Raw genomic sequence first — 23,732 nt, 5'->3', positions numbered from 1 at the left:
ACCCCATGACGAGGTAGCGCATGCACCTGAAGATGACGGGTCCCCTGCTGGCTTCCATGTTCCTGAGCCTCGCGGGTTGTGCGGGCGGCGACGACAGCCAGTCCGCCGGTTCCCTGAACGCGCAGGAGTCGGCGGCGCAGTCCCAGTGTGTCAAGAGGTTCGAAGGCATCAGCAGCTGTGCGATGGGCCGGGCGAAGCTCGATTCCGTGGCGGACGGTCTCGCTGTGTCCGGGCTCGCCACCCAGAAGGACGGCGTCGCGAGCACCTTCGCGCAGGCCGTGAAGTGGGAGCAGCGCGTCGGGATGAGCCTGGGCGCGAACGGTGGCTACCAGCTGTCCGCGCGTGACGGCGATCAGGTCGTCAGCACGCTGAGGGTCACGCCGGGCAAGGAGGCCAACTCGGTCACCATGGCGCCCACGTTCACCGGTTCGCCGGGGGGCTCGCGCTACACGATGAACGTCTACCTGGGCGGCGTGCTCCAGGGCTCCAGCCCGCAGCCGGCGGGCATGGTCATCGTGTTCACCAACTGGCGGGACTTCCTCCGCTGGGCGGAGATGCACCACCACTTCCTGAACGACTTCGACGTCGACGGTCTGTCGCTCGGCTCGGCCAAGGAGAACGTGGGCGCGTGCGTGTGGCGCGTGGGTTCGGAGAAGAACACGTTCACGGTGGACATCAACGGCAAGCGCATCACCGGTGATCAGGTGGAGTTCATCGAGACCATCGCGGAGGGTGCCTACCCGTACCGCCACTTCACGGGCATCGACACGAACGCCATCGCCAGCCAGTACACCATCAACTCCGAGTCCATCACCGCGCCCACGGGTGTGAAGTAGCGCCCATCGCCGCACTGTTTCCTCGCGCGCCGGACGGGAGCCAAGGTCCCGTCCGGCGACGTGAGGGGGGCAAGGCGTTCGCCCAACGTGCCATGGAGTCCTGCCGCCGTTGGGCGTTCGCGTCCTGGCCTCACCGTCGAGGTGGGAGCCCTACCGTCCGCCAGACAGGGTGGACGTCGGCGTCACCGCGTTCCTGCCGCTGCCGCCGGTGCCCGTCGCGGGGCTCACCGTGGGCGCGCGCGCGGCCTCCAGGGGGGCCTTGTGGGCCTTCTGGAACGACGCGGGCACTTCGTTCGCGTAGAGCAGCTTGTAGGCGCTGTAGCTGCCCAGGACGCGCTTCACGTAGTCGCGGGTCTCGTCGAAGGCGATGTGCTCCACCCACTCGTCCAGCTCCGCCTGGGGCAGGGCCCGGCGCCAGCGCTCCACGGCCGCGGGTCCCGCGTTGTACGCGGCCACGGCGTAGGCGGGGTTGCCGTCGAAGTGCTTGAGCAACTGCCCCAGGTACGCCGCGCCCAGGCGGATGTTCGGCGCGGGCTGAAGCAGCGAGGACACGTCGAACGAGGCCATCTTCAGCGAGTCCGCCACCTGGCGCGCCGTCGAGGGCATGAGCTGCGCCAGTCCCAGCGCTCCCGTGGCGGAGCGCGCGCGCGGGTTGAAGCGGCTCTCCTCGCGGATGAGGCCCTGGAGCAGATCGGGATCCACTCGCGCTGACCGCGAAGAGCTCTGGATGAGCGGCCGGAACGCGAGCGGCCACGTGGCCTCCCACACCGGGCGCGACGCGGCGCTCAGCGGCCCGGCGGCCTCCTGGCGAAGCGACACGCGCGCCACCTGCCGCGTGGCCCGGCCCCGCCCGGTGCGGCGCATCGTCTGGTAGAGCAGCCGCGCGGGCGCCTCCGCCAGGCCGCGCGTGTCCACCGCGAGCAGCTCCTCCACCACGCCTGGCTGGCCCAGGCGCAAGAGCTCCACGCCCGCGGCGAAGCGCGGGTCCTTCTGGAGCGGGCCCGGGGGCAGGGGCCAGACCTCGTCGGTGACGGGCCCGGCGGTGTTCGGGATGGACGTGGCCTTCGGTGCGGCGGACGCCGCCGTCAGGCGGGCCATCCGCTCCGGCGCGTGCTGCGCGAGCCGCGTCCGGGCGAGCAGGCCGTACCAGGCCGTGGGCCGCTCGGTGGCGATGAGCTCGTAGCGCGTGAGCGCCGCGTCCACCGCGCCGCCGGACTCCTGCACGCGCGCCTGCCAGTAGCGGGCGCGCCACAGGGCTTCGTCGGTGCGCGCCGCTTCCGGCAGCTGCTCCACCGCCATCAGCGACGCGAGCGCGGGCTGCGTCTCGCCCTTGCGCTGGTGCAGCCAGAAGGCGCGGAAGAGGGCCTCGGCGGCGAAGTTGCCGGCGGGGTATTGCTTCGCCAGCGCCTCGTAGTTCTGGAGCGCCTCGTCCACGAGCCCCAGGCGCTGCTGCGTCCACGCCTCGAAGAACAGCGCGTCGTCCGCGTAGCCGTGCGCCGGGTAGTCCCGGGCCAGCGTGGCGTACGTGTCCACGGCCGCCTCCGGCTGCACCACCGACTGCGAATACGCGAGGAGGTAGAGCGCCTGCGGGCGCTGCTCGGGGGACAGGCACTCGCGCGCCACCGGCTCCAGCACCTGGATGGCGCGCCGGTGCTGCCGCTCCTTGCGCAGCGCGCGGCCCAGGGTGAGCTGGGCGCCGCAGGCCAGCTCGTCCGGGAGCTCCGTCCGCGGCCCCGAACGGGCCAGCAGGTTCATGGCCGCGACGTTCTGGTGCAGCTCCACCAGCGCCTCGGCGCGGCGCACCCGCCACTTCATGGGCAGCGGCAGATCCCGCAGCAGCACGCGCGCGCGGGCCGCCTCGGGCGACAGGGGCGCCGTCGCCCAGACCTCCAGCAGCGCGCGGTGCTCGGCGTTGTACTGCCCCTGCGCGCGCGCCAGGTCGCAGTACGCCAGCAGCGCCTTCATCCGGAGCGCGTCCGGCCCCCGCGCCTGCCGGCTGTCGATGAGGGCCTGGAGCGCGGTCAGCGCCTCGGGGATGCGGTTCTGGCGCTTGAGCACGCGCGCCAGGGTGAAGCGCGCCTCCGGATAGAGCGGCGAGGCCGGACTCACCGCGCCGTACTGCTCCGCCGCGCGCAGCGGCTTGTGCAGGCGCTCATGGGACTCGGCGGCCCGCATCAGGCAGTGGTCGCGCAGGGGCACATAGTCCTCCGCCAGCGCGGTGAACTCCTCGGCGGCGGTGGCGAAGTCGCGCGCGAGGAAGGCGCTCTGGGCCTGGAGGTAGCGGCCCGGAAGGGAAGGGGGGGATTCGGTGGCGAGCAGCGCCCGCGCGGACCGGTAGCGGCCCCGGTCGAACTCCGCGCGCGCCTTCGCGAGCAGTCCCTGCGCGAAGTAGGACGTCAGCCGCTCCGGTCCAAACGCCTCCGCCGTCACCTCGTCCTGGGTAGGCTGCGCCGTCGGCGTGTCCAGCAGGGCCTCCAGCTTCTCCTCCGACATCACGTCGCTGGCTTCGTCCTCGCCGGGGGCCTGGGCCCACGCGGCGCCCGGAGCCCACAGCCCCGCGCACGCGAGCAAGACCGCTGTCGCTCCTCGAACTCCGTCCATGCCAGCCCTCGTTCGTCCGCCAGGGACCTCGATGGATTGGCACTGCCGGTGAGAACGGAACCTGCCCGTCCGGCCACCTCGTGGACGCGCGTTGGCTTTCGTGCATCCGCTCGGAGGCCCACATCCCAAGCGATGCACGAAAGCCAACGGCCCGGTTCACCCGGAACGGGTGCCCGGGGTTCCTCGCACCCAGGGGGGCGTCGGGTGCTAGGGGGTCGTCGTCTGGACGACGAGGTCGCCCGGCATGCGGGGCGCGACCTCGTAGGTCGTTTCGTACTGGGCGGCCAGGCCCACCACCTGGATGCGCTGGCCCACGGCGAGGGCCTTCAGCGCCGCCGCGTCGAAGCCGGCCGACACGTGCACGAACACCTGCACCTCGCCAGAGCCATCGTTGATGTAGAGCTTGTAGCCGTAGGGCGAGTCGTCCTGGAACGCCTGGGTGATGGCGCCGCTGACGCGGATGAGCTGGCCCTCCACGGACTCGTTCACGCCGCCGGTGGAGACGTCCTTCGGGGGCACGGTCCCGGTTCCGGACTTCAGCTCGACGTCCGCGGGCACGGCCTTGAGGATGCGCAGCTGGTTCTGCTCATCCAGCGTGCCGGTGACGCGCACGCGGGCGCCCAGCCCGAACGACAGCTTCTCGGCCACCTTGACGTAGAGGCCGGCGGTGTCGTCCTGGATCGCGAACCCTTCGTCCCCCAACGCGGAGGCGAAGGTGCCGGGGGCCACGGTGACGGTGCCCTCCACCGTCACCTCCGCGCCGGTGCCACGCGAACGCGCGTCGGCGATGGAGAGCGCCGTGTCGCAGCCGCCGAGCGCGAGCGCGACGACGCCGAGCAGCGCCAGGACACTCCGACGCGAAAGGGAAGGGGAACGGGAGAGCGGGAGATGGGAAGGGATCATGCCCCGGGTCTTATCACCCGGGAGAGCATTTTAAGCTCGTAAATCTGCTTATTCTGCTCTGGTGCCGTCGCGCCGGATGCGCGTGTTTCGAGTTATCGGTTTTTACGTTTCTGGGCGATAAAACACATGATTCCTGAGAGTGAGGATGTTTCATTTGAGACATGAGACGTATTGATACGGATGTTTTGTAGCACTAGCGTGCGCCTGCTGCCCTTCCCCCAGGGTCACATGGCCACTCCGAATCCCCCGTCGTCGAGTGTCGCGCTTGAAGCAAAACCCCCGTTGGCGCGCATCTGGTGGCTCGCGCTGCGCCCCAAGACGCTGACCGCGTCGGTGGCTCCGACCCTGCTGGGTTGGGCCTTCGCCAACGCGGAAGGCAGCTGGCGGCCCGCGCCAGCGCTCACGTTCCTGGTGGGCTTCGTGCTGATGCAGATCGTCAGCAACCTGGTGAACGACTACGCGGACTTCGAGCGCGGCGCGGACACGGCCGAGCGGCTGGGGCCCGCGCGCGTCACCCAGAAGGGCTGGCTGAGCGCGCGCGAGGTGGCGAGCGCCGCGGCCCTGGCGTTCGCTGGCTCCATGCTCGCGCTGTTGGTGCTGACCCCGGTGGGGGGCTGGCCCGTGTTCGCGGGCGGCGCCTTCTGTCTCGCGGGCGCGGTCTTCTATTCCGCGGGCCCGGTGCCCCTGGGCTACATGGGCCTGGGGGACGTGCTGGTGCTGCTCATCTTCGGCCTGTCCGGGGTGTCCGGCAGCTACGCCGTGCTCGCCCACCACGTCACGCCGGGCGTCGTGCTCGCGGGCCTGTCCATGGGGCTCATCGCGTCCGGAATCCTCGCGGTGAACAACCTGCGGGACCGCGACACGGACAGGGCCGCCGGCAAGCGCACGCTGGTGGTGCGCTTTGGCCGGGCCTTCGGTCAGTGGGAGTACACGGTGGCGGTGGTCGGCGCGTTCGTCATCCCCGTCATCTCCTGGATGACGCTGCCGGGACACCCGCTGGCGTGGCTCTGTCCGCTGCTGGCGCTCCCGCTGGCGGCCCGGGAGATCCGCGCCATCTGGCGCGAGGACGGCAGCGCCCTCAATCCCCACCTGGGCAGGACGGCGGGCCTGGGGCTCGTCTTCGCGCTCTTGTTGTCCGCGGGCTTCCTTCTCCTCCCGGGAGGCCGCTGATCCACCGTGTCCGGTATTCCCCGGGAGGTTCGCGAATTGCGCGGACTCTCATAATGTGGTCAGTTTGATGCGATGAGGTGTTCTCCTCCCAACCCTTGCCGGCCCTCACCGACTTCGCGTGGCGAAGTGGTGGCGGCGTCGGGAAGGGTAGGACGCGTGGGCCTGCGCGTGAGTGCACCTCCTTCCCTTCCTCCCTCTGCCTTCCCCCGGCCTCGTCTTCCATGATCCGCTCAATCCTACGCAAGAGCGCGTGGTGCGCCCTGCTGGTGCCCCTGCTGTCCTGCAACCTCCTCAAGGTCACCGACGACGAAGGCTCCACCACGGGGCGCGGCGCCAAGCGGTTCGACCCGTACCAGGGGCTTGATTCCGGCGCGATCCGGCTCAGCCTCCAGTACATCAACGGCTGCGCCTTTCTTCCCAACGGGCAGATGGTCGCGAAGAACGGAGTGCCCGTCCCGTACCCGGACGTGTGCATCACGCCGCTCGGCCAGGATCCGCTGACGCTGTCGCCCCCCACGGGCACGCTGCAGATCCTGTCGGACACCCAGTACTTCCTGAACCAGTTCTCCGTCTCGGAGACGGTGGTCAACCAGCACACCAACCCCACCGACCTGAGCGCCGCGCTGGGGTGGATCAAGAACCAGTCGGTCTTCGCGGGCCTGGACTGGAGCAACGTCAACCAGGGCGCGGACGAGTGGAGCTTCTACAGCCTCGGCGGGGCCGTGGAGGACTGCTGGACCCGCGAGGTGCAGTTCGGCAACGCGAACTGGCAGAAGGTGAAGGGCGACACCATCACCGTGGAGGTGCTGGACGAGACGGGCGCCCCGCGCGCCAGCCAGACGTACCTGCGCTCGGAGCTGCTGGCGTCCTCGCCCTACGCGGGCCACAGCCGCTTCTCCTGGCGTTCGGAGAACCTGCAGGCGCCGCGCTTCCCCGGTGACAAGGAGACCCGCAACGTGGCGGGCTTCCCGGGTGGCATGGCGCAGGGCCCCACGTTCCGCACCATCGCGCGCGTGGACATGGTGGGCAGCACCAACCCCTTCAAGGTGCTGCGCATCCCGCGCCTGTCGGGCCCCGGCGCGCTCAAGGCGACCTGGAGCCAGCTGCCGGACCGCCCGTTCTACTTCCCGGTGACGTACGTCATCCCGGATGACCGCCCGTCCACCTGCACCGACGACAGCGGCAATGCGGTGCAGTGCAGCCCGGGCCTGGACTCGCGGCTGGTGTTCTCGCCCCCGAAGGAGGGCAGCTTCTACAAGCCCGGCGAGGACGTGAGCATGTACGTCGACCTGCGCGACAGCGCGGGCGCCCACCTGCACTCGCCGGACCTGCTGCCGTCCGCGAAGGAGATCATCACCAACCAGGCCAACGGCATCATGACGTTCGTCCCCAACGTCATCGGGATCATCACGGAGAACGACTCCATCTCCAACGTGGCCATCGCCGGTCCCATCCAGGACCTGAAGGTGCTGGGCGACCCGGGCGACAAGCCCCAGTTCTTCGCCAAGCCGTTCCCGTTCGCCTTCCTGGATGACGCCACGCTCACGGGGCTGACGCCGGGCCTCGTCGACTTCAAGTGGCCCACGCGCCAGACGTTCACGCTGCCCGCGGACGCGAAGCCGGGCACCTACGTGGCGCTGGTGAAGTTCAACCGCGCCGCCATGGGCGAGCGCGTGGCGAAGATGTCGCCGTTCTTCTTCCAGGTGGGCCAGGACGAGCCGACGACCTACCCGGGCAACGTGGGCAACTGCCAGCTGTGCCACCGCGGCGTGCTGTCGCTGGACAACCTGCGCCACGGCCTGTCGGTGGACCACATCGAGAGCTGCAAGGTGTGCCACCACTACGACACCGACACGGTGGGCCGCACGCAGGAGATGGTGCACCGCATCCACATGAACTCGCCCAGCTACCCGGCGAACCGCGCGGACTGCACCGTCTGCCACCTGACGCGCAAGAGCACCGAGCGGCCCAGCCTGTCGCTGTGCGGCTCGTGCCACGTGTCTCAGCACGGTGACGAGTTCTTCCAGATCGCCTTCAGTCAGCGCGGCACGCCCAGCCGGTTCGGCAACTGCGCGCAGACGTGCCACGGCGGCGATCAGCTTCCCTCCCGACACATCCTCCCCGCGAAGTAGGGGATGCGACGAGCCATGCAAAGAGCCCTCTACGTTGGAACGCTCCTTGGCGCGGCCCTGCTGGGCGCCGGCTGCCAGGAATCCTCCTCCCCCGCGGTGTCGACGTTCATCCCGCGCCCGAACTACCAGAACCGCGAGCCGGAGGGTCTGACCTCCCGGCTCACCGGCTTCACGGTGGATCCGGAGGCCTACTTCATCAACCTGGCCAACTGCGCCCCGCCGGGCACGCAGTGCCAGCTGCCGCCGCTGTACGCGGAGTTCAGCCCGCTGCTGCAGCGCTCGGTGGTGCGCAACGCGCTGGTGACCCTGCAGGACACGGTGCCGGACCCGGCCACGGGGCAGCCGCCCCCGCCGCCCGCGCCCGTGGTGTCCGGGCCCACGGGCCTGTGGACCCTGGAGAAGGTGCCCACCCGCCGGGGCGCGCCGTTCTTCGTCCTGTCGCTGGGACAGCAGGGCACGCTGGCCAACGACGCCCCGTCGCCGCCGCTGCCGCCCGTCGTGGAAGGCAACTACCTGACCACGATGACCGTGCGTCCGGTGGTGCCGGCCCACAGCGCGTGCGTGGGCCTGGAGGCGCTCCAGGTGAGCGACAAGGGCATCCTGGACGCGGTGGCCCGGCGCCTGAGCTCCGAGGGCACCTCCGTCACGGTGCAGGACCTGCTCAACCCGGCCCGCTTCGGCGGCGTGACGGTCTTCTGGCTCTACCGCCCGGGGTTCCCCGTCTTCCGCGTGCCCGCGGCGAACACCACCGTGGAGGCCACGTCCGGCCGCGTGCTCAACATCGAGTGGGCACCGGTGGGCGCGCTGCCGCCGCCGCTGGCGCCGCTCCAGTCGCCGCGCGGCTTCTTCATCCCGCCCGGCCCGCCCGCCCCCAACAGCAGCCTGGGCCTGGTCGCCGTCGTCCACCCGCCGCTGATGGGCCCGCCGCCGGTCGTCACGTACACGGCGAAGGACTCCACGACGAGCGCGCCGGAGGGGCGGCCCTGGCTGCTCCAGGCGCTGGCCATTCCGCAGATCCCCGGCATCGTCACGTTCGCCGGCCTCCAGATGGCGAGCAGCACCCCGTCGACGACGCCGTCGATTCCCCCGCCCAGCACCTGCGTGCCCGGGCAGTAGCACCCCCGTCACACCCCGTCCCAACGCCTCCGCTCCGCCGGCTCCCCTTTCGAGGGGACCGGCGGAGAGCCGTGTCCCCGTCCTGCCGGAGCAACGTTCCCCATGGTGAAGAAGATACTGCTGGCCCTTGGAGCATTGGTCGTCCTGGTCTTGATTGGCGCGGGCACCGCGATGGGTGTCGCCACCCACAAGATCAACAAGTCCTACGCGGACGTGGCACTGCCGAACATCCAGCGAGACAGCTCACCGGAGGGCATCGCCCGCGGTGAGCAGGTGTTCCGCGCGGTGTGCGCCGAGTGTCACGCTGGCGGCGGCAACACGAAGCCCACCGGCGTGCAGATGCACGACTTCCCGCCGGAGCTGGGCACGTTCTACTCGGCGAACATCACCTCGGATCCGGAGAAGGGCGTGGGCGCCTGGAAGGACGAGGAGATCGCCCGCATGGTCATCAACGCCATCGACCGTGACAACCACGTGCGCCCCATGCCGGCCTTCCCCAACATGGGCGACAAGGACCTGGCGGCGGTGATTGGCTTCATGCGCTCCGGTCACCCGGACTTCGCGCCGGAGCAGTCCCAGCCGCCGCGCTCCGTGCTGACGCCCATGGGCCGGATGGTGTTCTCCTTCGCGATGGGCATCAACGACAAGGCCCGCACGGAGCCGGTGGTCATCCCCGCGAAGGCGGCGGACTCCGTGGAGTACGGCCGCTACGTGTCCGCCAGCGTCTACGACTGCGTCTTCTGCCACTCGCCCGGCTTCGAGGGCAGCGCGGCGAAGCTGAAGAACCCGGACACGGTGCTGAGCGGCGGCTTCGAGTTCGACCTCACGCCCATGGGCGGCGAGGGCAAGCTGCTGTCGCCCAACATCACCCCCAGCGAGACGGCCGGTATCGGAAAGTGGACGCTGGAGGAGTTCAAGCTCGCGATGAAGACCGGTGTGACGCCGGGCGGCTACATCCTGCGCGCGCCGATGCCCAAGTACCGCTACGCGGACGACGTGGAGCTCACCGCCATCTACACCTTCCTGCGCACGATGAAGGCCAACGACAAGGCCGTGCCGCCCCCCGCCGGTGGCCGTCCCAAGGCGGAGCCCACCAACGACCCGGAGAAGCTGTTCAGCTCCCTGGGCTGCGCCTCGTGCCACGGCGCCAACAAGCAGTTCGAGGCCAAGCTCCAGGGCGCGAAGGGCAAGCCCGCCGAAGAGGTGGCGAAGTGGATCCGCAACCCGGAGTCCTTCAAGCCCGGGACGCAGATGCCCACCTACGAATCCCTCCTCGACGAGGCCAACGCCCTCACGCTCGCGAAGTATGTGCTGGGCAAGACGGGCAGTGGCGTGAGCGAAGGCACCGCGCCCTGAGTGCCACAAGCGGGTGACAAATGCCCCGCGTGTCATGTCGACACGCGGGGATTCGCTGAAACAAAGCGTTTTTCCGGGGGGGCTGGCGTTACAGAAAGTACCGGGTGAGATAAGGTTTCATGCGAAGTCGTTCCCCCAGCCGTGGAGCGTCACTCCATGAATGTTTCACCGGTTTCCCCCGAGCCGCACCGGAAGAATCGTTCGAAGGCCGTCCACCTCCATGAGACGAAGGCCCCGGAAGACACGGGCCCCATCCAACTGGATGACGTCCTCTGGAATCCCATCAACGCGGAGGAAGCGCTGGAGGGTCTGGAGAAGATCCTCGCCCGGCTGAACGCACGGGATGATTCACGCGCCATCTTCCTGGACATCTACGCCATTGTCACACGGCGGGTGGTCCACCTGTTGAGCCAGCCGGACGCGGGCGGGTTCCTGGAGCCCGAGTGGCTGTCGCATCTGACGGGCCGCTTCGCGGAGGAGGCGCTCATCGCGGTGCGGGACTCGCTGAAGAACCTGCCGCTGCCCACGGCCGCCTGGCGCTTCGCGACGCACTATCCGGCCCAGCGACTCACGCGGCCGTTCCAGGACGCGCTCCTGGGCGTCAGCGCGCACATCAACCACGACCTGGGCATGGTCGTTTACGACAACATCGCGCACCAGTCTCCCCCGGCGGATGCGCGGCGCATGGCGCGCTACCGGCACGACTACTTCCACGTGAATGAGATCCTCCGCTCGTGCATCCCCGAGTGTCTGGATCTGCTCGTCGAGCGCTACCACTGCACGTCCACGAAGCTCGTCCTGCTCGTGCCCTTCAGCCGCCCCATGGTGGAGCGGGCCGTCATGCAGATGCTCATCGTCTGGCGGCAGCGCGTCTGGGAGAACGTCGTCGCGATGCTGGAGGCGCAGACGCCCGAGGAGCATCAGGCGGTCGTGGAGCGCGTTCGCACGACGTCCGGCCGCATCGCGCAGGCGCTGTGCGCGGACTACGCGCTGTGGCACACGCTGCGCGGCGAGGCGCCGCCCTTCAGCCTGGACCTGGCGCCGGAGGACTGGCCCGGCGTGAAGGTCCCGGACCCGGCGGACGCGGACGTCAGCGCCCGCGCCAGCTGAGGGCGCTCAGGAGGGCGTGACTCCGGCCACGAGGTAGACGCGCACCTGGCCGGAGTTGACGCCGTACGCGACGTCCACGCCCAGCAGGGGCAGGACGACGTTGCTCAAGTACAGCCGCAGGCCCGCGCCCACGCCCTGGGCCACGGTGGCGTGGTCCAGGCCGGACCTGGACTCCGGCAGGTAACGGCGGATGACGCGACCGGTGGTGTCGGTCAGCGTTCCATCCGCGGGCAGGTCCCTCCACGCGATGGCGCCCGTGTCGGAGAAGCCCACGCCGCGGAAGGCCAGCGACTTCACGGAGAAGAGCGGGAAGTGGTACTCGGCGCTGAGGGTGAGCCGGGTGTCGCCGCGGAACTGGCGGTACTGGAAGCCCCGCAGGGTGGTGCCGCCCATCACCAGCTCCTGGTGGAAGGGCAGGTCCTTTCCCACGTTCAGCTCGCCGCGCAGCACCAGGTTGTGCTCGCTGAAGAAGCGCAGGCCCTGGCGGTAGAGGACGCTGAACTTGCGGTAGCGGAACTCGCTCCACACGCCCGGGACGGACACCTCGTAGGAGCCCTCCAGGTTGAGGCCCTCCGTCACCGCGTGCAGCGTCTGGCGCGAGTCCAGGCCCACCATGAAGCGCAGCGACGTGTCGCGCAGGGCGGGGCCGGTGGAGAACGCCTGCGCTGTGACCGGCTTCTTCGGGTCCGGCGACTGCGCGTCGATGCTGGACACGCGGTACTTCGCCGCCGCGCGCACCCGCTCGAAGAGGATGAAGCCCAGCTCCGCGCCCAGGGCCGCGGAGTTGAGCCGCGTGCGCCGGAGGATCTCCGGATCCGCCTGGCTCGCCCCTGGAAGGTACTCGTCCACGCGGTCGCTGCGCAGCTGGCCCTCCAGGCTGAACTTCAGTTGGGGCAGGCCGAAGAGGAGCGGGTCCAGGAAGCCCACGTACAGGCCGCTCTCGGCGGTGCTGACCTGCCCGGCGACGGCGAACTTCTTCGCGCGGCCGGCCAGGTTGTTCTCCGCGTAGAGCAGGCCGCCGCCGGTGTTGGCGGAGGACAAGGCCACCGTCGGGGCCACCACCCACGACGCCTTGTCCGTCACCTTCAGCACCAGCCGCACGCGGCCGTCGGGCAGGGGCTCCGTGCTCGCGTGGGCCTCCTGGAACAGGCCCGTGGCCAGCAGGCGCCGCTCCACCTTGCGCAGCAGCTCTTCGTCGACGGTGTCACCCACGTCCAGCCGCGCGTACGAACGCACCGTCGAGGGCCTCGTCTTGTCCACGCCCTCCACCCGCACCTCCGCGACCTCCGGCGGGCCGGAGGCGGCCCCGGGCTCCTCCTCGGCCCAGGCCACGGACGCGCCCCCTCCCGTCATGGCCACGGTGAGGAGGGACAGCAGGGAGCGGACGCGCGAGGACACGAGCACCCCGTGCTCATACCCCAGGCTCCGGGGCCCCGGCTCCTCCCGCACCGGGAGGACGCGCGATGCTCGACGTTCGGCGGCACCCCGCGCCCTCGGCTCGGCGCGGAGGACGCGGTGGCACGCACGGGTGGTGCGGCGCGGTCCCCAAAGAATGCATTATCCTCATCATCTGGATATGCATCCATTTGGGAAGGACGTGGACATGGCTTCGTCGCAAGAGGGTGGGCGCAAGGAGTTCTGCCTGGACGACCTCCAGGTGGGCCAGAAGTTCATCAGCGGCACGCACGCGCTGGACGCGGCGCAGATCGTCGCCTTCGCGCGGGAGTTCGATCCGCAGGGGTTCCACCTGGACGATGACGCGGCCCGGGACACGCTGTTCGAGGGACTTGCGGCGAGCGGCTGGCACACGGCGGCGCTCACCATGAAGCTCAACGTCCAGAGCGGGCTGCCGTTCAAGGGGGGCATCGTGGGGGCGGGCGGGGAGCTGCGCTGGCCGAAGCCCACGCGTCCGGGGGACGTGCTGCACGTGGAGAGCGAGGTGCTGGAGCTCATTCCCTCGCGCACGCGGCCGGACCGGGGCATCGCCGTCGTGCGCAGCGAGACCCGCAACCAGAAGGGAGAGGTGCTGCAGGTGCTCACCGCGAAGCTGGTGCTGCCCCGTCGCCCGGCGGGCGGGTGAGCGGGCCGGGAGGCTTTTCGCGAGCGCGGGCGGAGGCTACCGTGCGGCCCGCCTTGGCCGTGCCTTGGTTTCCGTCCCGCTCCCGAGGAGTTCCTCCATGTCTCGCGGTACCCCCGACTTCGACCTCGCCTCCGTGGACGTGGAGGGGTTCCACCAGGAGCTGAAGGCGCTGCGCGCCCGGCTGGACGCGAACCTGGGCGAGGCGGACGCGGCGCACCTGCGCAAGCTGGAGCGCTGGGGGCGGGTGGCCACGGCGCTGGGCGTGGCCACGGCGTGGATCGCCCCCAACCCGCTGAGCGCGGTGGCGCTGGGGCTGGGGCGCTCCACGCGCTGGCTGCTCATGCACCACGTGGGGCACCGGGGCTACGACCGGGTGCCGGGCATGCCCGCGTCGCGCACCAGCAAGGGCTTCGCGAAGGGGGCCCGCAGGTTCGTGGACTGGCTGGACTGGATGCTGCCGGAGGCGTGGGTCTTCGAGCACAACGTGCTGCACCACTCGCACACGGGCGAGGACGCGGATCCGGATCTGCTGGAGCGCAACGCGGAGGGCACGCTGCGCGACACCGGCCGGCCGCTGCCGCTGCGCTACGTGCAGCTGGCGCTGCTGGCCATCACCTGGCGCGCGAGCTACTACGCGCCGGAGACGCTGGGGTCGCTGCGGCGCAAGGGGCGCCGCGAGGGTGGGGCGCTGACGCGCGCGGAGGTGTGGGAGCTCCTCTCGCGCTGCTACCTGCCGTACGCGGCGGTCTACTTTGGACTGTACCCGGCGGTCTTCGGGCTGCTGGGCCCGTGGGCGGCGTTCAGCGTGCTGTGCAACTCCGTGCTGGCGGACGTCGTCACCAACCTGCACACGTTCTTCGTCGTGGGGCCCAACCACACCGGCGAGGACCTGTACCGCTTCGACTCCGCGCCCGCGAACAAGTCGGAGCGCATGGTGCAGCAGGTGCTGGGCAGCGCGAACTACCGCACGGGCGGCGACCTCAACGACTTCGCGCACCTGTGGCTGAACTACCAGATTGAACACCACCTCTGGCCGGACCTGCCGATGCTGAAGTACCGCGAGGCGCAGCCACACGTGCGCGCCCTGTGCGAGAAGTACGGCATCCCGTACGTGCAGGAGAGCGTCTGGACGCGCGCGCGGAAGATGGTGGACGTCGTCGTGGGCAAGGCGTCCATGAAGCGGCTGGTGAAGGCTCCGGCCCCCGAGATGTCGGCGGCGGACGCGGCGGAGGCCTCCGCGGCCTGAGTCAGGCGGGCGGCGCGCGCCGGCGGCGGGGCAGCGGGGCGAGCGCCACCGGCGTGGGCTCCGCGGCGACCTCCTCGTGGCGGACGGCCTCCGCGTTCACCACGCGCACGCCGTCGGGTTGCACGGGCAGCCCCAGCGTCTCCACGAACAGGCGGTAGCTCTCCTCCAGCCTGCGGTGCAGCGCGATGAAGGTCTGGTGCGCGGTGCCGGGCATGTCCTCGGTGTAGGTGAAGTACCAGCGCAGCTCGTCCAGGCGCGCGTAGAAGTGGTCCACCACCGCCTGCTCCTGTTCGGGGAGGTGGATGAGCTGGGCGAAGGCGCCCTCCGCGTAGCGCGACGCCACCGTCTCCACCAGCGGCCCTCGGCTGCGCAGGCGGGAGAAGAGCAGGAACATCTCCTCCCTGCGCGCGGCGAGCCTCCGCATGATGCCGGCGGCGTCGAGGGCGAGCAGGTTGCGCACCCGGGCGGTGGTCTCTTCGGCCTTCTTGCGGCGAGCCATGGTGCGACGCAGCCTACCGTCAGTGGCACCCCTCCACGCCAGGGGTTGCCCTCCCCGTGGGGAACCCGGCGGCCGGGCCCGTGCCCGCTTCACGGGGATGCGGCGCGGCGGGAGAGCGATTGTTACGGTGGGGGCCACCATGGTGCTGAAAATCGTCCAGGCAGGAGAACCGGTGCTGCGCCAGCGCGCGCGAGAGCTGACCCCCGAGGAGATTGGCGGCGAGGCCACGCGCCAGCTCATCGCGCTGATGCGCGACACGATGCGGGATGCCCCCGGCGTGGGGTTGGCGGCGCCCCAGGTGGGGGTGGGCGTGCGGCTGGTCGTCATCGAGGACCGCGCCGAGTACCAGGCCGGAGCCTCGGCCGCGGACCTCGCCTCGCGGGAGCGGGCGCCGGTGGGCTTCCACGTGTTGATCAACCCGCGGCTGGTGGTGGAGGACCCCACGCCGATGGAGTTCCACGAAGGGTGTCTGAGCGTGAACGGGCTCGCGGCGCTGGTGTCCCGGGCACGCGGCGTGCGGGTGGAGGCGCTGGACGAGCACGGGAAGCCGGTGACGGTGTCGGCGCGGGGCTGGTACGCGCGCATCCTCCAGCATGAGGTGGATCACCTGGACGGCACGCTCTACGTGGACCGCATGGAGACGCGCAGCCTCACGACGCAGGAGAACCACCGGCGGCACTGGCTGGGCAGGAGCACGGCCCAGGTGCGCGCGGCGCTGGGGCTGGCGGAGCAGCAGGTTTCGATTTCCCCGGAGGACAAGTCATGAGCAGCAAGCTCTTCAGCCCGTTGAAGCTGCGGGACATCACGTTGCGAAACCGTGTCGTGGTCTCGCCCATGTGCCAGTACTCGAGCGAGGACGGCTTCGCCAACGAGTGGCACGTGGTGCACCTGGGCAGCCGCGCGGTGGGCGGCGCGGGGCTCATCCTGACGGAGGCCACGGCCGTGGAGCCGGAGGGGCGCATCTCGCCGCAGGACCTGGGGTTGTGGAAGGACGCGCACGTGGAGCAGCTGGCGCGCATCAACCGCTTCCTGCACCAGAATGGGGCCGCGTCGGGCGTGCAGCTGGCGCACGCGGGGCGCAAGGCGTCCACGCCCCGGCCCTGGGACGCGGGGGCGCGGGTGGCTCCGGAGGACGGGGGCTGGACGCCGTTCGGGCCCACGACGGAGTCGTTCACGGAGGGCTATCCGGTGCCCGCGGCGCTGGATGAGGCGGGCATCGCGCGCGTCGTGAAGGCGTTCGCGGACGCGGCGGTGCGCGCGAAGGCGGCGGGGTTCCAGGTCATCGAGCTGCACGCGGCGCACGGCTACCTGCTGCATGAGTTCCTGTCGCCGCTGTCGAACACGCGGACGGACCGGTACGGCGGGTCGTTCGAGAACCGCACGCGCTTCGCGCTGGAGGTGACGCGCGCGGTGCGCTCGAAGTGGCCGGAGTCGTTGCCGCTCTTCATGCGCATCTCCGCGACGGACTGGGTGGAGGGGGGCTGGACGCCGGAGGAGTCGGTGGCGCTGGCGCGGCTGGTGGCGAAGGAGGGCGTGGACCTCATCGACTGCTCGTCGGGGGGCGTGGTGGCCACCGCGAAGATCCCGGTGGGGCCGGGCTACCAGACGCACCTGGCGGAGAAGGTGCGCCAGGAGACGGGCGTGATGACGGGCGCGGTGGGGATGATCCGCTCCGCGTTCCAGGCGGAGCACGTGCTCGTCACCGGGCAGGCGGACGTCGTCATCCTGGCCCGGGAGCTCCTGAGGGATCCGTACTGGCCGCTGCGCGCCGCGAAGGAGCTGCGCGCGGACGTGATGTGGCCGCACCAGTACGAGCGCGCGAAGAACTGACGCGCGTCCTGGGGCCGCCGGTCCCGTTCAAAGTCCGCGTAAGCTGGTCCCCATGCTGACCGAAGTGCAGGCGGGCCCCTATACCGTGCGCGGTGTGTCCGTGGGCGGCGTGTACACGTCGCTCCTGGTCCCGGAGCTGGGGGTGTTGCTGGATGCCGGCATCCCCATCCGGTCCTTCGCTGGCACCGACCGCATCTTCCTGAGCCATGGCCACGCGGACCACGCCAGCGCCCTGGGCTCGCTCCTGGGCATCCGCGCGCTCGTGGGGAAGGGGCCTCCGTTCGTCTACCTTCCGGCGGAGATCGAAGCGCCCGTGCAGGAGGCGCTCGCGGCCCTGGGGCGGCTGCACCGCATGAAGTCGGACATCCGCACCGTTCCCCTGCGGCCCGGCGACACCGTGAAGGTGCAGCAGGACCTGTGGGTGCGCGCCTTTCGCACGCACCACCCCGTGCCCTCGCTGGGCTACCAGTTCCTCCGCCGCGTCGCCAAGCTCAAGGCCGAGTACCGCGAGCTGCCTCCAGCGGAGATCGGCCGCCGGAGGCAGGCCGGTGAGCCCCTGTTCGATGAAGTCGAGCGCCTGGAGCTGGCCTACTGCACCGACACGCTCTCCAATGTATTGGAGCGCCAGCCGTCCCTGTTCGACAGCCGCGTGCTCATCCTGGAGTGCACGTTCATTGACTCGGAGCGCACCGTGCGCGACGCGCAGGAGCGGGCGCACATCCACCTGGAGGAGATCGCCGCCATGGCCGACCGCTTCCAGAACGAGGCCCTGGTCCTGATGCACTTCAGTCAGGCTTACAGCCCCGCGCAGGTCCATGCGACCCTCCAGGCCCGCCTCCCCGCCTCACTCCTGGAGCGCGTGCGAGTCTTCGCGCCTGACTCCGGCCGCTGGTTCGGTTGAGCGCCAGCCCCGGCCTTCCCGCGAGGCCCACCATGACTCCTCCCCTCGTCGCGCCTCCGTCCTCCCGCCATGTCCTCATCGCGGGCGCGGGCATTGGCGGCCTCACGCTGGCGTGCGCGCTCCAGCGGGCCGGCGTTCGCGCCACGGTGTTCGAGCGCGCGGAGGCGCTGCGGCAGGTCGGCGCGGGCATCATCGTGCAGATGAACGCGGCGCTCGCCCTGCGCAGGATCGGCCTGTGTGACGCCGTCGTGGCGGAAGGCGAGCGGCCCGAGCAGACCCTCATCCTCGACTTGGCGGGGCGACGCATCAGCCGCGTCGACGTGCGCTCGCTCCAGCAGGAGCTGGATGCCCCGATGGTCGCCATCCACCGCGCCCGCCTCCAGGCCGTCCTGCGCGCCCATGCGGGCCCCGAGGACGCCGTGCGGCTGGGCGTGTCGGTGACGGGCTTCCAGGACGCGGAGGGGCACGTCACGGTGTCGCTGTCCGACGGCACCACCGTCTCCGGCGACGTGCTGGTGGGCGCGGATGGCCTGCGCTCCGTCGTGCGCTCCGGCCTTCGGGGCGACGAGCCCACGCGGTACTCCGGCTACACCAGCTGGCGTGGCGTCTGCCCGGGCGCGGAGTGGGTCACGGCGGGCCAGATGATCGAGACGTGGGGGCCCGGGGCGCGCTTCGGCATCGTGCCCATCGGTCACGGCGAGGTGTACTGGTACGCCACGCTCAACGCCCCCGCGGGGGCGGAGGATGCTCCGGGCCAGACGCTCGCGGTCCTCCAGGAGCGTTTCGCGGGGTGGCATGCGCCCATCGCGCGACTGCTCGCGGCGACGCCTCCCGAGCGCGTCCTGCGCACGGACATCCACGACCGGCCGCCGCTGGCGCACTGGAGCCGCGGACGGGTGACGCTCCTGGGAGACGCCGCGCACCCGATGACCCCGAACCTGGGGCAGGGGGGATGTCAGGCCATCGAGGACGGCGTGGTGCTGGCGGAGTGTCTGACGGCTCCCGGGAGCGTGGAGGACGCGCTGCGCGCCTACGAGGCCATCCGGGTGAAGCGCGCCAACGCGATGGTCGTGCGCTCACACCAGGTGGGACGGATGGCCCAGTGGGAGAGCACGGCCGCTCGCTTTGTCCGCGATGCGCTCTTCCGGCGTGTCCCGGAGTCCGCCGCGAAGAACCAGCTCCGCCAGCTGGTGGCGCCCTTGCGCTGAGCCGCGCCGGAGCGGGCGCGCGGTCTCACCCGCGCCCCGGTCAGGCCGGGGGTCACTTCGACGCGGTCGACGCGAGGAACGGCAGGACGTGCGGCAGCACCTTGGGGGCCTTCGCCCAGGCTCCACCATGGTCCGCGTGTTCGATGGTGGCGAAGGCCGCGCCCGCCCGCTCCGCCACCCCCTTCATGGCGTCGTGGTACGGGTCCTTCTCCCCGCAGTACAAGAGCCCCGGTCGCCCGGAGCGGACCAGCGCTTCATCCTGGCCCGCTGAGTCCTCGCAGGCCCTCAGGCACAGGCGCAGGGCCTCCAGGTCGCCCGCGTCGATGGCCTCCGCCAGCTCCGGGGCTCGCCGCGCGCCCATCAGGAGCACGTGGAACCAATCCACTTCCTCGGACGACTTGAGCTGCTTCGCCAGGGCCGCGTAGGCGATGGGCAGCCCGACGACGGGATCCCAACCGCCCACCACGTAGGACGTCAGCCGCTCCGGCGCGGCGGCGGCCAGCCCGCACAGCGTCCAACCGCCCATCGAATAGCCCCACGCCTGGGCCCTGCCGATGGACAGCGTGTCGAGCACCGACAGCACGTCCTCCACCCGGTGCCGCAGCCTGTAGGCCTCCAGGTCGTGGGGCGCTTCGCTCCGCCCGTGCCCCAGCGAGTCGAAGGTCACCACGGTGTACGCCTCCGTCAGCGCGGGCAGGTACCCCTTGAGGGCCCAGTGCGAGCCCAGCTGGAGCAGGCCGTGCAGGAGGAGCAGGGGAGGCCCACGTCCCTGGACCTCGTAGTGGATGCGGCGGCCGGACTTCGTCGCGAAGGGCATGGCGTGGACTCTCTCCTACAGGCCCGAGACCTTCCCGGAGCGGGCCACCGTGAAGCCGAAGGACACCGTCTGCCGGGAGCGCGGCGGGACGTTCAACTCGAAGCGCACGATGCCGTCGTCGCTCACCTTCGTGGGCGCGGGCTTCGTGGCGTCCTTGAGCAGCGCCACCTCCACGGCCTCCACCTCGGACACCGGCATGCGCTCCTCCACCACCAGGTTCGCCGGCATCGCCCCCATGTTGGAGACGAACAGCTTCACCCGCTCCGTGTTCGTGCGCCGGCTGGTGATGCGCGCGACCTCCTCGCTCGACTCCGCCTGCCGTGACACGCGCAGCGAGTCCTCGCTGCCGAAGCCCAGCTTCACGCGCTCGCCCCGGCCCGCGAACTTGAGCTGCGCGCGGCCCACGTAGCCCTTCGAGCGCACCAGGTCCACCGGCCCGGCCATCAGCACCGTCGGCCCCGTGTTGGCGAACCGCGCCACCCGGTGCACCAGCGGCGACTGCTCCGGGCAGGCCACCAGCTCCGACGTCGCGGGCGCCGTGAACGCGAACAGCGCCACGCGGTGCGCCTCGCCGTCCGACGGCACCGTGACCTTGTGGGGCGTGGACAGCGTCACCGGCGCTCCGCCGTCGTCCATGCCGGGCAGCGCATCCGCGGCCTTCGAGGTCCCGGCCTCGCCGGTCGTCTGGATGGACTCCTCGCGGACGGAGACCTCCACCACCTGCTTCTCTCGCGCTGTCTTGTCCCGCAGGGACAGCCAGTCCTCCTCGAGCCTGGGGGGCGTGGCACCCAGCGTGGGGCGCGCCGTGGAGAAGGCCAGCGTCACGTCCTTCCAGGCCTCGCCCGTGTTCTGCCAGACGACGGCCTCGCACTCCAACGCCACCGTCGAGCCCTCGTCCGCGAGGCTCAGGGCCGCGCGATACGCGGGCCGCCATGCGGCGCAGGGCACCAGGTACGTCAGCGTCAACGTCACCGGCCCGCCCGTCGCGTGGCTCACGTCCAGCTCCGCGCGCACGTCCACCGTGGGCTCGGCGGGAGCCGTGCGCGCCAGCACCTCGCGGGTCTCCTGCTCATGCTGGCGTTGGAGGCGCGCCGCGGAGCGCCGGGCCTGCCAGAGCGTGTCGTCCGTCGCGGCCTGCTCCTTGCGCAGCGTTTCGAGCTGTTCCTTCCAGCGCGTCGGATCCGCCTCGCCCGCGCCGGTGCGCTCGCTGATGGCGCGGAAGACCTCGGTCCGCGCGGCCTCCAGCAGGTCGCGCCGCGTCTCCAGGCGACCGACCTCCGCCTGCGCGCGCTCCAGCTCCTGCTCGCGCTCGAAGGCGCGGCGGGCCAGCTCCGTGGCGTGTTCGCGCAGGGCCTCCGGGAGCACCGCGCGCATCGAGCGGCGCAGGCTGGCCTGGGTCACCACGCCACCTGAGAGCTTCGCTTGAAGCGAGCGGTCCACGGCCACCGCCGGCAGGCCGTCCACCGCGAGGCGGCACGGGCCCGGAGGCAGCGTCACCTCGCCGGTGCGCTCGATGAGGGCCCGGTCCTCCAGGACCGTCACCTTGACCAGGGGCAACAGAATGGAAGTGCGCATCATGTCCTCCGGTTCCCGCCGTACAGCATCTTGTTGCCGGGCAGCTTCACGACCCATGTCGCCTTCATCGAACGCTTCTCTCCGGCGGGCATGCTCATGCGCCAGACCCGCTCGCCCTCCACCGCGACCTCTCCGGGCAGGGGCGTGGGCTTCTGCCAGGGCGGGATGACCTCCGCCTCCTCGACCTTGAGGTCCTTCTGGGACTCGGGCACCGCGCCGATGCGCTCGGAGATGGCGAGCGTCGCGGGACGCGCGAGGTGGTTGGTCACCTCCACGGAGACGTGGTGCGTGAGGACGGTGTTGTTGCCGAACATGCCGCCCGTCGCTTCCTCGAAGCGCGTGTTGCGCGCCACCTGGATCGCTTCCTCCACGCCCAATCCCAGCCGCTGCGTCTCGCCGGGCCCGAGCGTGGGCAGCGGAGAGGTCATCAGGAACTCATCCCCGAGCGTCACGTCCACGGGCCCCGCGAGCAGCGGGTGCGGTGTCCGATTGTCCAGGCGCACCGTGCGGAAGACCCGCGGCTCCACCGAAGGCACGCAGACGTATTCGGCGCGGAACTCCAGGGGCACCGTCAGCATGGGCACCGTGTGCCACGCGCCGTCGGCGGGCACGTCCGCGACCGCCTCCGCGTCGAAGCGCGCGTCGAAGTGCCGGGCGGAGTCGCGCGGCGCCACCGCCCACGTGGGCGGCGGCACGGTGTTCACGGACTCGGCGGTGACGAAGGCCTGGGCCTCCAGGCGCACCACTTCGACCTGGAGACTCACGGAAGTGACGGACAGCCTCGCCTGCGTGATGAGCGCCGGCCGGGGCGTCAGCCGGCCGCGCTCGGCTGGAGCGCCCGGAGGGGCCAGCGTCAGCGAGTCGTAGTCGAACAGGCTGTCCGCGGGCTCCAGGGCCCTCGTGCGCCGCGACTCCCCGCCGCCGCCCTCGCCGTCCGAGAGGTCCGATGACAGGTCCATCATCGGGGCATCATCGAGGCTCTCCTCCTCGGCCGCGCGCTTCTTGCTCATCCCGCCGCCGCCCCGGCCCGGGGCATCCCGCCGGAAACTCCGGCTGAGGTCTCCGCCGTCGCTGAGGTTCCGGCTCGGGGCCGCCGACGGGCGGACTCCGCCCAGCGCGGGGGCCGCGGCCTTGGGAGCCGGCATGGGCGGCGGCGCGGGCCGGGAGACGGAAGGGGGCGCCATGGGCGGAGCGCCCGGCGCGCCCCCATACGAGGACGACATCGCCTTCGGCGACTTCTCCTTCAAGGACTCCTCGAAGGCCACCACGCTCCCGAACGAGTCCTCATCCGCGTCCAGCTCGTCCATCGGAGGGGGCGGAAGAGGCTCGGGCATCGCGAGAGGGGGCGGCACCGTCATGGCGTCGTAGCCCGCGAACAGCTCGTCCAGGCCCGGCGCGGGCTCACGCCATCCCGAGCGCACGGGCGCCGGCTGGCTGCGGCCGATGCGCAGCGACTTCAGCTCCGGCACCACCGCGCGCCGCTCCAGGCTCGCGGTGGAGACCGACAGCCGGACCCCCTTCCAGTCCTCGCCGGTCCGCTGGATGACGGCGGCACGCATGCGCAGCGTGCCTTCCTCCAGCGTGCGCGGCAGGCGCAGGTCGTAGGTGGGCACCCATCGCGCGCCCGCCACGGCGTACTCCAACACCAGGCGCGCCTCCGCGTTCGCGGCGATGGGGCCGGACAGCGTGAGGAGGGCCGCGCGGAAGAGCCGGGCCCGGTCCACGCTTCGCGCGGAGGACAGCTCCTGGACGCGGCGGCGGCGCAGCTCCAGCTCTTGGGTGGCGTCGCGGTACTGCCGCTCCAGCTCCAGCCGCTGGGCATGCAGCGCCGTCAGCTCCGCGTCCACGAAGCCCGTCAGCGCCAGCATCGCGGCGAGGGGCGCCTCGCGCGGGAGCTGGCCCTTGCGCTGGGGCGGGAAGGAGGGCGCCAGTCCCTGAAGGGTCTCCAGCTCCGCGCGCACCCGCTCCAGCCGGCCCAGCACGTCCGACAGCGCGGCCTCCGCCGCTTCGGCCGCGTGCAGCTCCGCGGGCAGGTCCGATTCGGCGGGCAGCCGCACGTCGAACGTGGGCCGCAGGTCGCGGACGAGGAGCCCGGTGGGGCCCTCCACCACGCGGGCGCGCAGGGTCGCTGTTCGCAGGGCCAGGGGCAGGCCGTCGACGCGGACCTGTTCGGGCAGGTGCCCGTCCTCGGGGGAGAGCACGAGCGCGCGGGTGCACAGCGCGCCTTCGGCGTGAACGGTGACGGATTCCAGGATGGACGGTACGACGCGCATGGGCCCCCCTCTTGTTCCGCGGAGAGGGCCGAACGCTAGCCGACGGCCCCGCGAATGGCGACGGCGAGGGGACGAATGC

At 71.2% G+C, this 23,732-nt stretch carries 19 protein-coding genes; 12 read left to right on the top strand and 7 right to left on the bottom strand.

Annotated elements, in window-relative coordinates; translation table 11 throughout:
• Positions 1–20 precede the first annotated feature (20 nt).
• On the top strand, positions 21–836 hold the full coding sequence (locus GTY96_RS10525; RefSeq protein WP_201755968.1) for a hypothetical protein: 816 nt from the start codon (positions 21–23) through the stop codon (positions 834–836).
• A gap of 150 nt (positions 837–986) precedes the next feature.
• On the opposite strand, the gene GTY96_RS10520 is transcribed toward GTY96_RS10525, so the two are convergent.
• Entirely contained in the window at positions 987–3,437 is a 2,451-nt protein-coding gene (locus tag GTY96_RS10520; RefSeq protein WP_161664636.1) for a lytic transglycosylase domain-containing protein, read from the bottom strand.
• A gap of 207 nt (positions 3,438–3,644) precedes the next feature.
• Positions 3,645–4,340: a DNA-binding protein gene (locus tag GTY96_RS10515; protein WP_143900965.1), complete on the bottom strand. Its 696-nt coding sequence runs from the start codon at positions 4,338–4,340 to the stop codon at positions 3,645–3,647.
• A gap of 282 nt (positions 4,341–4,622) precedes the next feature.
• Here GTY96_RS10515 and menA point away from each other — a divergent pair, with 282 nt between their 5' ends.
• The 5 genes from menA (at position 4,623) to GTY96_RS10490 (ending at position 11,224) form a co-directional block, all read left to right on the top strand.
• Positions 4,623–5,510: a 1,4-dihydroxy-2-naphthoate octaprenyltransferase gene (gene menA, locus GTY96_RS10510; protein ID WP_161664635.1), complete on the top strand. Its 888-nt coding sequence runs from the start codon at positions 4,623–4,625 to the stop codon at positions 5,508–5,510.
• Between the two features lie 221 nt (positions 5,511–5,731).
• Positions 5,732–7,642, top strand: a complete 1,911-nt coding sequence (locus GTY96_RS10505) for a hypothetical protein (RefSeq protein ID WP_143900961.1) — start codon at positions 5,732–5,734, stop codon at positions 7,640–7,642.
• A 15-nt stretch (positions 7,643–7,657) separates the two neighbouring features.
• Positions 7,658–8,758 (top strand): hypothetical protein, encoded by a 1,101-nt coding sequence (locus GTY96_RS10500; protein WP_143900959.1) that lies wholly within the window; start codon positions 7,658–7,660, stop codon positions 8,756–8,758.
• A 102-nt stretch (positions 8,759–8,860) separates the two neighbouring features.
• Positions 8,861–10,114, top strand: coding sequence for a c-type cytochrome (locus tag GTY96_RS10495; RefSeq protein WP_161664634.1), 1,254 nt, complete (start codon positions 8,861–8,863; stop codon positions 10,112–10,114).
• Between the two features lie 156 nt (positions 10,115–10,270).
• Entirely contained in the window at positions 10,271–11,224 is a 954-nt protein-coding gene (locus GTY96_RS10490) for a DUF5995 family protein (RefSeq protein WP_143900955.1), read from the top strand.
• 6 nt (positions 11,225–11,230) lie between these two features.
• Here GTY96_RS10490 and GTY96_RS10485 read toward each other — a convergent pair whose 3' ends face one another.
• Complete coding sequence (locus tag GTY96_RS10485; RefSeq protein ID WP_255442086.1) at positions 11,231–12,622, bottom strand: BamA/TamA family outer membrane protein; 1,392 nt, start codon at positions 12,620–12,622, stop codon at positions 11,231–11,233.
• A 205-nt stretch (positions 12,623–12,827) separates the two neighbouring features.
• Between GTY96_RS10485 and GTY96_RS10480 the strand changes: the two genes are divergently transcribed.
• The gene (locus GTY96_RS10480) at positions 12,828–13,304 is read left to right on the top strand and encodes a MaoC family dehydratase (protein WP_143900953.1); all 477 of its coding nucleotides are present in this window, start codon (positions 12,828–12,830) and stop codon (positions 13,302–13,304) included.
• Positions 13,305–13,401: 97 nt separating this feature from the next.
• Positions 13,402–14,550, top strand: coding sequence for a fatty acid desaturase family protein (locus GTY96_RS10475; RefSeq protein WP_143900952.1), 1,149 nt, complete (start codon positions 13,402–13,404; stop codon positions 14,548–14,550).
• Position 14,551: 1 nt separating this feature from the next.
• On the opposite strand, the gene GTY96_RS10470 is transcribed toward GTY96_RS10475, so the two are convergent.
• A complete protein-coding gene (locus GTY96_RS10470) occupies positions 14,552–15,049 on the bottom strand; it encodes a hypothetical protein (RefSeq protein ID WP_143900950.1) in 498 nt (165 codons plus the stop codon).
• Positions 15,050–15,188: 139 nt separating this feature from the next.
• Between GTY96_RS10470 and def the strand changes: the two genes are divergently transcribed.
• From def to GTY96_RS10450, 4 genes are read left to right on the top strand one after another with little or no spacing between them, the layout of a single operon-like run.
• Positions 15,189–15,815, top strand: a complete 627-nt coding sequence (gene def / locus GTY96_RS10465; RefSeq protein ID WP_143900948.1) for a peptide deformylase — start codon at positions 15,189–15,191, stop codon at positions 15,813–15,815.
• Positions 15,812–16,879, top strand: a complete 1,068-nt coding sequence (locus GTY96_RS10460; protein WP_161664633.1) for an NADH:flavin oxidoreductase/NADH oxidase — start codon at positions 15,812–15,814, stop codon at positions 16,877–16,879. Before def ends, GTY96_RS10460 begins: the two co-directional genes overlap by 4 nt.
• Positions 16,880–16,931: 52 nt before the next feature.
• Positions 16,932–17,780, top strand: a complete 849-nt coding sequence (locus GTY96_RS10455; protein ID WP_143900944.1) for an MBL fold metallo-hydrolase — start codon at positions 16,932–16,934, stop codon at positions 17,778–17,780.
• 32 nt (positions 17,781–17,812) lie between these two features.
• Positions 17,813–18,988, top strand: coding sequence for an FAD-dependent monooxygenase (locus tag GTY96_RS10450; protein WP_161664632.1), 1,176 nt, complete (start codon positions 17,813–17,815; stop codon positions 18,986–18,988).
• Positions 18,989–19,040: 52 nt separating this feature from the next.
• Here GTY96_RS10450 and GTY96_RS10445 read toward each other — a convergent pair whose 3' ends face one another.
• The 3 genes from GTY96_RS10445 to GTY96_RS10435 are packed head-to-tail and all read right to left on the bottom strand — an operon-like array spanning position 19,041 to position 23,653.
• A complete protein-coding gene (locus tag GTY96_RS10445; protein ID WP_143900940.1) occupies positions 19,041–19,805 on the bottom strand; it encodes an alpha/beta fold hydrolase in 765 nt (254 codons plus the stop codon).
• 15 nt (positions 19,806–19,820) lie between these two features.
• Positions 19,821–21,380: a DUF4139 domain-containing protein gene (locus tag GTY96_RS10440; RefSeq protein WP_161664631.1), complete on the bottom strand. Its 1,560-nt coding sequence runs from the start codon at positions 21,378–21,380 to the stop codon at positions 19,821–19,823.
• Positions 21,380–23,653 carry a DUF4139 domain-containing protein gene (locus GTY96_RS10435; protein WP_161664630.1) on the bottom strand — a complete coding sequence of 758 codons (2,274 nt, stop codon included), beginning with the start codon at positions 23,651–23,653 and terminating at the stop codon, positions 21,380–21,382. The genes GTY96_RS10440 and GTY96_RS10435 overlap by 1 nt, the downstream gene beginning before the upstream one ends.
• Positions 23,654–23,732: the final 79 nt, after the last annotated feature.

Origin of the sequence: Corallococcus silvisoli, assembly GCF_009909145.1 — a bacterium.
In the GTDB taxonomy this organism is placed as follows: domain Bacteria; phylum Myxococcota; class Myxococcia; order Myxococcales; family Myxococcaceae; genus Corallococcus; species Corallococcus silvisoli.
The sequence above is the reverse complement of the archived record's forward strand: the minus strand, read 5'-3'. Positions and strand labels throughout refer to the sequence as shown.